General features: G+C 36.3%; 6 protein-coding genes and 2 pseudogenes. 6 read left to right on the top strand and 2 right to left on the bottom strand.

The annotated features are described in order from the left end of the window. The first annotated feature begins 22 nt into the window (after nt 1-22). Both ACE1CA_RS28160 and recR read left to right on the top strand, forming a co-directional pair. A complete protein-coding gene (locus ACE1CA_RS28160; protein ID WP_413279380.1) occupies nt 23-1540 on the top strand; it encodes an MBOAT family O-acyltransferase in 1518 nt (505 codons plus the stop codon). Between the two features lie 64 nt (nt 1541-1604). Further along, the gene (gene recR, locus ACE1CA_RS28155) at nt 1605-2201 is read left to right on the top strand and encodes a recombination mediator RecR (RefSeq protein ID WP_413279379.1); all 597 of its coding nucleotides are present in this window, start codon (nt 1605-1607) and stop codon (nt 2199-2201) included. A 57-nt stretch (nt 2202-2258) separates the two neighbouring features. Here the strand turns inward: recR and ACE1CA_RS28150 are convergent. Continuing rightward, nucleotides 2259-2543 (bottom strand): annotated as a pseudogene (locus ACE1CA_RS28150) (metal-dependent phosphohydrolase); the annotation flags it as partial. Nucleotides 2544-2764: 221 nt separating this feature from the next. On the opposite strand from ACE1CA_RS28150, the gene ACE1CA_RS28145 reads away from it, so the two are divergent. Further along, nucleotides 2765-4447 carry an IS1634 family transposase gene (locus ACE1CA_RS28145; protein ID WP_413277490.1) on the top strand — a complete coding sequence of 561 codons (1683 nt, stop codon included), beginning with the start codon at nt 2765-2767 and terminating at the stop codon, nt 4445-4447. Nucleotides 4448-4714: 267 nt separating this feature from the next. Here the strand turns inward: ACE1CA_RS28145 and ACE1CA_RS28140 are convergent. Further along, nucleotides 4715-5293: pseudogene (locus tag ACE1CA_RS28140) on the bottom strand (metal-dependent phosphohydrolase); the annotation flags it as partial. 399 nt (nt 5294-5692) lie between these two features. On the opposite strand from ACE1CA_RS28140, the gene ACE1CA_RS28135 reads away from it, so the two are divergent. From ACE1CA_RS28135 to ACE1CA_RS28125, 3 genes are all read left to right on the top strand, one after another. Further along, nucleotides 5693-7561, top strand: a complete 1869-nt coding sequence (locus ACE1CA_RS28135; RefSeq protein WP_413278666.1) for an AAA-like domain-containing protein — start codon at nt 5693-5695, stop codon at nt 7559-7561. A 70-nt stretch (nt 7562-7631) separates the two neighbouring features. Then, on the top strand, nt 7632-8462 hold the full coding sequence (locus tag ACE1CA_RS28130; RefSeq protein ID WP_413278667.1) for an ATP-grasp domain-containing protein: 831 nt from the start codon (nt 7632-7634) through the stop codon (nt 8460-8462). Between the two features lie 53 nt (nt 8463-8515). Beyond that, a complete protein-coding gene (locus ACE1CA_RS28125) occupies nt 8516-11968 on the top strand; it encodes a GAF domain-containing protein (protein WP_413278668.1) in 3453 nt (1150 codons plus the stop codon). The last annotated feature ends 15 nt before the right edge of the window (nt 11969-11983 follow it).

Below are 11983 nucleotides of genomic sequence, written 5' to 3'. Positions count from 1 at the left end.
AGTCCCCTACCAACTACCAAGAATGACTTTCGTTTCCCTGTTATACGGCGTATTCCTAATAGCTGTCCTGGCAATTTACTGGTTAGTTCAAGCTCAGTGGTTGCGCTTATGGATACTTTTGTTAGCAAGCGTAATCTTCTACGCTTCGCTACAAATTTATTACATTCCCCTACTTTTTGCCCTGACATTTTTTAACTATCGTTTGGGATTAATCTTAGGTAAACGATCGCTATTAAGATTAAATTCTAAAGATTGGCAATTAAGTAATCAAGAATGGCAAAAAGTTCAAGAAAACTGGAATAAGAAACGGTTGCGTTTTTTATGGTTAGGGATTTTCTTGAATGTAGTTTTACTGTTTGGCTTTAAATATATACCTTTCTTTTTAAATTCGATCGCTACCCTATTTAACTTACCAACAATCAAAGAACAAGCAACTTGGGTAAGTCTACAACTAATTGCACCTTTAGGAATTTCCTTTTTCTGTTTTGAATGTATCGCCTATTTAGTAGATGTTTATCGGGGTGCGCCAGCAACCGGAAGTTTCCTCAAATTTTCCGCCTACAAACTGTTTTTTCCTAAACTAATTTCCGGGCCAATTACCCGCTATCATCACTTAGCAGCGCAACTAAATACCCTGCGATTTCCTAGCACCAATCAAGTAGTAGAAGGACTTTGGTTAATCGCTTGTGGAGCAGTGAAAAAAGCCTTAATAGCAGATAGGATTGGGATTTTAGTTGGAATCAGTTTCGATAACTTAGAACGTGCGGGAAGCGGAGATTTATGGTTAGCAACCTTTGCTTATGGATTACAACTGTACCTTGATTTTAGTGGTTACGTTGATATTGCCTTGGGTACAGCTTTGTTAATGGGATTAAACTTACCGCCAAACTTTGATTTCCCCTATTTCACTACTAGTATTGCTGAATTTTGGCGACGTTGGCACATTACATTAGGAGACTGGTTGCGGAATTATCTTTACTTCCCCCTTGGCGGTTCTCGACAAGGTTTAAGACGCACCTGTTTCAACTTATTAATAGTCATGTTAATTGCCGGAATATGGCATGGTGCAGCTTGGGGTTTTGTCGCTTGGGGCGCATATCACGGGATGGCTTTAGTAGTTCATCGCTTAACAGAAACTCTATCTGATAATATTGCTATCCTGAAAAAATGGTGGCAAACAATTCCCGGAATAGTGGTAGCTTGGGCAATTACTCAATTAATGGTATTTACTTCTTGGATCTTTTTTCGCTTACCTAATTTACAAGATGCTAGTTGGGTATTTACTCATTTGTGGGGACACAAAGCTGACGTTCAGTTTGCTCAAAAGGTATACTTAGAAGCGATCGGACTTCAAAGAGAAGAAATCGCTTTATTACTTTGGGCAATAGTCGGCATCATGGCATTAATATTTGCCCTACATCGCGGCTTAAAGCTACAACTAAACTGGCCTCTGAAAATCATGTTAGTACCCCTGAGTTTGTACGCAGTTTGGATGTTAGCCCCCAAACAAGGTTTACCTTACATCTACTTCGACTTCTAAAGTTGTTAGCATTTGAATGCTGAGTCGAAAGTCCTGATTCAGTACTCAGCATTCAGAACTGGAAATGGTATACACACGCCCCTTAGCTCGTTTAATCGAACAATTACAACGTTTACCAGGAGTTGGCCCCAAAACAGCACAACGCCTTGCATTACATATTTTGAAACGTTCCGAAGACGAAGTACAAGCACTTGCCCAAGCTTTAATCGAAGCTAAACAGCAAGTAGGTTTATGTTCCGTTTGTTTTCACTTATCAGCCGAACCAACTTGCGAAATTTGCCGCAACCCAAACCGCGATAACCATACTATTTGTGTAGTCGCCGACTCTCGCGATGTGATTGCTTTAGAAAAAACGCGAGAATTTAGCGGCAAATATCACGTTTTAGGCGGTGTAATTTCCCCAATGGATGGCATTGGCCCAGAACAATTAAATGTTTCCCCATTAGTGAGAAGAGTGAGTCAACAAAAGCCGAAAGAAGTAATTTTAGCAATTACTCCTAGCGTAGAAGGTGAAACAACAACTCTTTATGTGGGTCAATTATTAAAACCTTTCACCAAAGTAACGCGAATCGCTTTTGGTTTACCAGTAGGTGGAGATTTAGAATATGCAGATGAAGTAACATTAGCCCGGGCTTTGGAGGGCAGAAGAGAAATAGATTAGAAATATTAACATGAGGAATTATGGGGATTTTTTAAAATCTCCAAATTCCATTACTTGCTAAACTTCTTTTTGTTTAGAATGTTCCATACGAAATACATTGGAATGTAAATTCGCCAGAATTTGTTTACCTTCCAAAGTTACGTCCAGAAATTCCAAAGCTGGTTCAATATATGGGTAAACTACTCCCCAATAAAATTTAGGATAGTTTTTGCGTAAGTCGTTAGGGTTTTTGTAACCTAAAGTTTTATTTGTTCCTGTTTCTTCAAATTCATAAAACAAAGCGCTGATTTTTTGTAAATAGCGGGGGTCGCTTAATTGACCTATTAAACCCACATTCCGCACCCAAAACTGTCACACGGAGTCCCAAAGCCAGAAGAAGTAAGTTGGCACTAATACTCTGAGTAAAAATGCTTAAAGATTTCTGTCATTTAGTCCCGTAGAGTGAGATGGCGATGGTTCCATCGCCGATGGAAAAATTTACTATTTTTAGCCTCCCTTTCTGGGGTTAAAAATAATTAACCAGCATGGTAAAAATAAAGCAGTTTTCTTTTTCAAAGAAGCAGATGAATAATCCATTAGAGATAGAGACGACCATAGAAGACCTCGACCATCTAGGGCTAGTAGCCGGGTTAATTGATGAAATAGGAATAGTAGAGAAAATCAACGAAATAGTGGGAGAACAACCAGGAGAAATAGTCAGTCCAGGTCAAGTAGTAAAGGCGATGTTGCTCAATGGACTGGGATTAGTATCAGCACCATTATATTTATTTTCTAAGTTTTTTTCAGGAAAAGCAACTGAACATTTAATCGGCGAAGGAGTAAGACCAGAACATCTTAATGATTACCGATTAGGAAGAGTTTTAGATAAATTATACGTCGCTGGAACCAGTCTAATTTTCGCCATAATTGCCTTAGCTGCTGCCAAAAAGTTTCAGGTAAACCTGGAAACAGGACATTTAGATTCCTCTTCATTTCATCTGCATGGAGAATATAAATTATTATCGCCAGTATGCCATGTTTCTTCAGCAGAAATAGACCCAGATAACTCTGACAAATCAAATACCAATCAGGAAACCACACCTGTACCAATAAAAATTACTTACGGCTACTCGCGTGACCATCGTCCTGACTTAAAACAATTTATGGTAGACCTAATTTGTAGTGGGGATGGCGATGTCCCATTATTTTTCCGAGTCGGGGACGGTAATGAATCAGATTCAGCTGTATTTGCTCAAATTATGCAAGAGTTTAAACAGCAATTCAATCTGGATACTTTAATGGTAGCTGATAGTGCATTATATACCGCACCTAATTTAGAAATGCTGACCAATATTAAATGGTTAAGCCGAGTACCAAAAAGCTTGAAACAAGCGCAGCAGTTAGTATCTCAACTAAAACTAACAGATTTTACTCCGAGTTGTTTGGTGGGTTATACTTGGTCAGAACATCACAGTAATTATGGCGGAGTAGCGCAAAGATGGTTAGTGGTAGAAAGCGATTCTCGTCGGGAATCTGACCAAAGGAAGTTAACCAAAAATATAGTCAAAAATAAACAAGAATCTGAGCGAAAGTTGCGAGATTTATCAACTATTCTATTTGCTTGTGAAGCTGATGCAATATCGGCAGCTAAACGGTTAGATAAACAATTAAAATATTACAGCTTAACCGTCATTAAAGTTGTTCCATTTACTACCAAAGTCAGAACTAATTCTAGTGATGATACTAACAGTCTAACCCCGAAATTTAAAGTCACAGCACAACTAGAACTAAATAGTAGTGTAGTCCACCAAGAAACTCTAGCTTGCGGCAGATTTATTCTGGCGACTAATGTCATGGATGTTAGTCAGCTAAGTCCTGACGAAATGATTATTAAATATAAGGAACAACAGTCTGCAGAAAGGGGTTTTGGTTTTCTGAAAGACCCATTGTTTTTTACTGACAGTGTATTTCTCAAATCTCCTGAACGGATTGAGGCTTTAGCTTTGGTCATGGGATTATGTTTGTTGGTCTATACTTTGGGGCAAAGATTACTTCGACAAAGCTTGAAACAGACTAATTCTACTGTAAATAATCAGTTAGGTAAGCCGACAAATCGCCCGACTTTACGATGGATTTTTCAATGCTTTCAATCTATTCATTGTTGCTCTCAGAGAGGTCTTAAATACATCTCTAATTTAACTGACGAGCGACTTCATATTTTGAGTTTTTTCCCTCAACCATGTCGTTCTTATTACTTATTAATTTAACTAGGATTCTACTCGTGATTAATTAATTGACTAATTTACCTCCAATTCATTGATGAGCCACAGCTTTTGTTTAGGATATTGGCGGTGATATTCTGCTGCATTCATTGCTGAATTTATGCTCAACAATTACTCCTTTTTCGGCTCATTCTTGATGTTATTACTCCCTGATTCCATTTTTTCGGTTATTAGCTTGACTTTCATTGTGTTTCCACAAAGCCATTCCTCCCTTCATCCCCCTTGTGACAGTTGAGGGTGCGGAATGTGGGTTAAATCTCCAGCACGAACTAAGCCAGGATATTCCTTTGTGTCCTGGTGGTCTTCATCATTGGGTACGGGAAAACGAGTTAGTTCTATATTCTTCTTGATGACGTTAGCATCAATAATTCTATGACCGCCAAAACGTTCTTGAATAAATAATTTACCTCGGTCTACGTGATAGTCATTTAGACTCGCATCAGTGCAACCAAAAGGTAGCGTAATCATCAAATCATTTATCCCTGTGGCATATTGTCTTTCCAAAGGTTTGTCAATTCGGCACACTCCTTTCACAAATCCGATATCATGACAGAGAAGAGAAATAATGCAGTGCAACCAGTCTTCGCAAGTTACTCCACCTTCACGAATGTGTTTACCCCAAAGAATTTCTTGCCCTACTAAGGTGACATAAATTGTATGTTCAACGTTGTGGTATAAAGCGTCGCTGTTGGCAATATTTTCTAGTGCCATGTTAGCCGCCCAGCCGATAATGTCGGCATAGTCAGGTTTCAAACCGCCATAATTGCGACGATAGCCAGCTTGTAGGCTTTCTACGAAACCATCGATCGTATATTTTGTGGGATTGTACATTGTTCCTCCTTGAAGTATTTTTAATTGGTTATTTGGTAAGTATTGAGTGGCTTTATTACTATTTTGATAGATTGTCTCGTTATTATGTTTCGTCTTAAAGTTTAAAATAATCGTTAGTAGGCTTTAATAGTAGTTATAGCAATATTTTAATAAATAGCGAACCAGAAAAGTCCCTATATAATTAATTTTAGAATATATTTAATATTTGATGTTCAGGAAAAGTCGGGACATTTAAATTACTTGGTTCAGAATTATTCAGGAAAACTCTGTAAAACTCAGTAATTTTAATATTTATGGACAATAATTCTAATTTTTTGTTATACTGATCGTGATTGCTCAGGGTGAACTTGAATTATCAAATTTTAATTAGGTAGCAGCAATAGGAACTAAGTTGGTTATATGGAAGTTGAGCAAGCTTTGGAATTTGTGGATAAGTTAGTCTATGATGATGCGGGAAAGTATCTGAGTGATTTAGAAAGAAAGGTATTTATTGGTTCTTGGTCGGGACTGACTTATGAAAAGATTCATCCTGAAAATCCTGAATATGTGGAAAAGGATGTTGCTTATAGGCTGTGGAGAAAGTTAACTCAAGTATTAGGTGAAGAGGTAAAGAAAAAAACTTTACAAGGGGCAATAATCCGGGCATATAAAGCTAAAAATTTTCAACCAGAATCGACTGAATTAAGTATAAAGAAGGAATTTTCGCCAAAGATAGGTGCTTCCAAGACTTTTTTTATTAGTTATCATCATCAGCAACCGGATGCTAATTTGGCTACGGAGTTGGAAAGATCGATCGCAAAATTAGGCGGACAATCATACAAGTTTCCTCTCAGTTTTAACAATGGGTTAGGGGGAAATTCTCATTCGTATCAAGCAGAGGCAGATTGGTTTGCTGATATAAATCAGAAATTGCAACAATCTGATTATTTTTTGCTGCTTTTATCACCTGAATCAGCGGTGAGTGAAATGGCGATCGAAATTTTACGGCGGGTGCGGGAGTTGCGCGATCGTCAGCTAATATTATTAACTATTCGGGTAAATTGTCCAGCTAATACTATTTTAAATCATGATTTACGTGGTTATCTAGCCGAAGTTAGACAACGAGAATGGAATTCTCCTAATGATACGCCTGGTTTGCTGGAAGAAATTAGTAGTTTATTATCAGGAAAAGCACTGCAATGGGAGAACTCTACACCTCCATCTACGCACAGGGTTACGCCAGAATTTCCTTTGCCAGTAGCAGAACCAGAAATACCCAGCGGACAAGTGCGCCTAGCTTCAACGTTTTATGTAGAAAGAGTCCCTTGTGAAAGTCAGTGTTATTCAGCTATTGCTCAACCTGGGGCTTTAATTCGGATTAAAGCACCTAGACAAATGGGCAAAACATCTTTAATGGCAAGGCTTTTATACTATGCAGAGGAAAAATTAACTTATCGCACAGTTCCTTTGAGTTTTCAGTTAGCAGATACGGAAATTTTCACCGATTTAAATCAACTTTTAAGATGGTTTTGTGCAATAATTTCCCGCAAATTAGGTCTAGCTTCTCAATTAGATAAGTTTTGGAGTGACACTTATGGTAGTAAGGACAATTGTACGATTTATTTTGAGGAATATCTGTTACCATCGGCAAATAATGCTTTAGTTTTAGGTTTGGATGAAGTCGATCGCATTTTCCAATATCCAAAAATCGCTGATGATTTTTTTGGATTATTACGTGCTTGGTTTGAGGAAGCGGGATATGGCAGTGGTGATAGTAATCTTTGGGGAAAATTACGTTTAGTAGTAGTACATTCCACTGAAGTTTATATACCTTTAAATGTTAATCAATCGCCGTTTAATGTGGGGTTACCTATTGAATTACCGGAGTTTAATTTTGAGCAAGTGCAGGTTTTAATCGATCGCCATCAGTTGAATTGGCAAACCAATAAAATTGAACAATTAATGGCTTTAGTTGGAGGACATCCTTACTTAATTAGATTAGCACTTTATCGCATTGCTCAAAAAGAAATTACCTTAGAAAAGCTGTTAGAAACTGCACCTACAGAGGCGGGTCTTTATAACGATCATTTGCGGAGACATTTATGGAGTTTGCAACAACATCCAGAATTAGCAGATGCTTTTGCTCAAGTAGTGACGGCGGACACACCTATAGAATTGGAATCTGTGCCAGCATTTAAATTGCATAGTATGGGATTGGTAAAATTTCAGGGAAATCAAGTAATTCCGCGATTTAATTTGTACAAATTTTATTTTCGCGATCGCTTATAATTGCTAATACTAGAACAGTATTTAGCAACTTGTTTCTGGCAAACACTAACTCAATTTAATCCAGGTCTTTATGTTCAATAACTTGAGAATTTTACTCCTAGCTTGCGAAAACCTTAACATTAAATATGAAATTATTACTCCAAATGGTAACTTAATAAAAGTTAAACTGCATAAAGATTATTACTTCTGTAATAGTCGTACTCCTTTAATTGATGAAGCTGTCTCTAAAATTTTACAAGATAAAGAATACACTTACTACCTTTTAAAGGAGAAAATTAAAATTCCTCAAACAATTGGTTTTCTTTCTCCTCACTGTAATGAGCAATATAAAAGTTACTTGAAATGTTCCAGTATTACAGAAATGATGACAGAAATAAAAACTAACTTTGCTTTGCCTGTCATTGTTAAAAGAAATTCTGGTTCAAGGGGACATAACGTATTTTTATGTCATACAGATGAGGAAATAGAAACGGCTTTAAAAGTAATTTTTGATTTAAAAACCAAAGGTTATGATGACATCGCTTTGGCTCAACAATATATTTTAAGCAAGTCAGAATATAGAGCCATTTATTTGTATAAAGAGTTAGTTTTACTTTATGAAAAAAACGTAAAAAAAGCCAAATTTATTGGTAATCTTAGCCCTTTACATTGGCAAGGTGCTGAAGCAAAATATATTAATGACTTAGAAATATTAGCAGAGATTGATAACTTTGTTAGACCAATTTTTACCACAATAGACCTAGATTATGGGGGTTTGGATATAGTAATAGATAGTAACAACAATTATTGGTTGATTGAAATTAATTCTCATCCAAGTTACAGCATTTTTATCAGAGATAACGGAGATGAGCAAGTAATAAAAATTTTTGAAAAAATGCTAATTAAGTTAGCGAATCAATAAACAATAAAAGTTTCATTAACTCTCTGGTGTTTTCTACTGAATCATAACTAAGAATGATTACAACACAAAACTCAACCTACACTTACAAAGTTGGCGGACATTTACCTTTAGATGCACCAAGCTATGTTGTGCGACAAGCCGATCGAGAACTTTATGAAGGTTTAACAGCTGGCGAGTTTTGTTATGTTTTAAATTCTCGACAGATGGGAAAAACTAGCTTGAGAGTGCGAACGATGCACAAATTACAACTTAAAGGTTTCGCTTGTGCAGCTATTGATTTAAATAAAATTGGTAGCCAGGATATTACGCCGGATCAATGGTATGCGGGAATTATGAGACGGCTATTAACTAGCTTTCAATTAACAGAAAAGATTAATTTACAAAGTTGGTTGCGCGATCGCGCTTTTCTCACACCTGTACATCGATTAAGCGAATTTATAGAACAAGTACTTTTAGAATCAGTTACGCAAAAGATCGTTATTTTTATTGACGAAATTGATAGCGTTCTTAGCCTCAATTTTCCCACTGACAATTTTTTTGCTTATATTCGTTCTTGTAATGAACCAGATAACCGAATTACTTTTGCTTTATTAGGAGTAGCTACTCCCTCGGATTTAATTCAAGATAAAAAAACTACACCTTTTAATATTGGACGTGCGATCGAATTAAACGGATTTCGACTAGAGGAAACCGGATCTTTAGCTGAAGGTTTAGCTAATAAAGTGCGTCAACCTCAAGCTATATTAAAAGCTGTGTTAGATTGGACGGGTGGACAACCATTTTTGACGCAAAAACTATGTAATCTAATTTATACTTGGGAAGGTGAAATTCCCGTAGGTAATGAAGAAGAGTTTGTGAAAAAATTGGTGCGGTCGCGTTTAATTGAAAATTGGGAAGCTGTAGATGAACCACCACATTTAAGAACGATTAGAGATCGGTTATTAACAATTAGTAAAAAGTCGCGATCGCTACTCAACATTTATCAAAAACTTTTGCGGGAAGAAGAAATTATCGCTGATGAAAGCACCGAGCAAATAGAATTACGTCTTTCCGGTTTAGTAGTTAAACAACAGGGTAAATTAAAAGTTTGTAACCGCATCTACTCAGAAATATTTCATCACATTTGGGTCGGTAAAGCTTTAGCTGAATTACAAGCAGATTTTCTCCAAGTTATTGAAGCTCAAGAGCAAAAATTACTCTCCATGTTAGATGCAATGGAAGGGAAAGCTTTTGAATTTATTTTGAAAGAAATACTTGGTTCAATTACCAAAAAATTAGCTGAATTAATGAATGCTGAACGTACAAGAATCTTCTTTATTGATGAAGAAAACCAAGAACTTTGGTCGATTACGGCAACAGATAAGTATGGTCAGCAACCCGAATTAGAAATTAATGTCGAGCAACAAACCAAAACTTTAGTTACTAACTTTAAAAAATTTATTAATCAACCATTTAAATTTGGCGATGAAAATGCTAATTTATCGCCAGATGTAAATCAAGGAAAAACTTACTATCCCATATACAATTGGTTAGTTTTACCATTGTTTAACGAACAAAGAGATGTAGTTACTGTTGTACAGTTAATTAATAAGCTTAAACCTCATTATAATCCCCGTGCCTTATTATCAGAAAGAATCGATCGCCAAGGTTTTAGTGAGATAGATGAAAAACAATTTGCTGAATATGCACCGAAAATTCGCCAAATTCTGCAAAAATGCCAATTATTTTATAAACAAACGCAAAAAGTCCAATCCTTAAAAGCTTTAACAGAAGCAACAGTATCTCTTTCTCAAAGTAGTCTTGATTCAGAAGCTACCTTAACCAGAGTTATGGAAGAGGCAAAAAAATTGATGAATGCCGATCGCAGTACTCTCTGGCTTTTAGATCATGAAAAAAATGAACTTTGGACAAAAATTCCCTTTGAAAATGGCGAAATTAAAGAGATTAGAGTGCAGGTTGGACAAGGTTTTGCTGGTAAAGTTGCTCAAACAGCAGAACCTTTAAATATTCCTTTCGATCTTTACAAACACCCCGATTCTGTCACTGCTAAAAATACCGATCAAAAAACGGGATATCGCACTTGTAGTTTACTTTGTATGCCAGTTTTTAGTCCAGATGGAGAATTACTTGGCGTTACCCAATTAATTAATAAAAAAAGACTGGGTAATTTTCCTAAATATAACCCAAATGATTGGCCTAATGCACCAGAATGTTTTCAGTCCAGTTTCGATGTTCAAGATCAAAAATCGATGAAAACATTTAACGAGCAAGCTGGTGTAGCGCTGCATAATGCCAAGAAATTTGAAGCGTTAAAACAGGAATTAAAAAATCAACCAAATAACGTAGTGACGCAAGCTTTAGCGGTACTCACTAGCGTTATGGATATTCAAGGTTGCGATGAAATTATCGATTCAATTTTACGCAGAATTACCTTAAAAATGGGAAGATCGTTAAATGCCGATCGCACCAGCATTTTCTTATTAGATGAAGAGAAGAACGAATTCTGGTCGATCGTTGCTGAATCAGATAATAATGATTTTCTGGAAATTCGTATTCCCACAAATAAAGGTATTATTGGTGAAGTAGCCGCTACCAAACAAATCATTAATATTCCCTACGATTTTTATGACGATCCTCGCTCAATTACAGCTAAAGAACAAGACAAAAAAAATAATTATCGTACTTATACAATGTTAACTTCGCCGCTATTAAATGAGCAGGGAAATTTAGTAGCAGTAGTGCAATTACTTAACAAATTAAAACCGGGAATTTCTAAGAGTAAACCTTTAGCAGAAAAGATCGATCGACAAGGTTTTACTGTTGTTGATGAGCAACGTTTACTTAAGGATGCTCAAGAAATTAAAATAGTTTTAGAAAGTTTTCGTTCCTATCATAAAACAGCGCGGGGACAAAGAGTAGCTGCGGCTTTAATTGCTGCTACACGCACTGTTAGTAACGGTAGCATGGAGATTAAAGAAATTCTGCAAAGGGTAATGGAAGAAGCGAAAAAACTTACAAATGCCGATCGCAGTACTCTCTGGTTATTAGATAATGATGAACGAGAATTATGGACAGAAATTCTCTTTGATGATGGTTCATTTAAAGAAATTAAAATTAAAGTTGGACAAGGTTATGCAGGTAAAGTTGCCGAAACCAAAAAACTATTAAATATTCCCTTTGATTTGTACGATCACCCAGATTCAGAAACCGCTAGAAAAACCGATCGCCAAACAGGTTATCGCACTTGCAGTTTACTATGTATGCCAGTATTTAATCCCGATGGTGATTTGATTGCTGTCACCCAATTAATTAACAAAAGAAAACCCGGAGATTTTTCCGACTTTTCCCTAGCTTACGATCTAGAAGTACCAAATCAATTTCAAACTAGTTTTGATGAAAGTGATGAAAAATATATGCAAATTTTCAATAATCAAGTGGGAGTAACCCTGCAAAATTCTAAGCTTTTGGAAAAATTGAAAGGCTACTTAGCGCAAAATGATAGTTAATAGGAATAATCATAA

The sequence above is a fragment of the Floridaenema evergladense BLCC-F167 genome, assembly GCF_041929205.2.
In the GTDB taxonomy this organism is placed as follows: domain Bacteria; phylum Cyanobacteriota; class Cyanobacteriia; order Cyanobacteriales; family Aerosakkonemataceae; genus Floridanema; species Floridanema evergladense.
The sequence above is the reverse complement of the archived record's forward strand: the minus strand, read 5'-3'. Positions and strand labels throughout refer to the sequence as shown.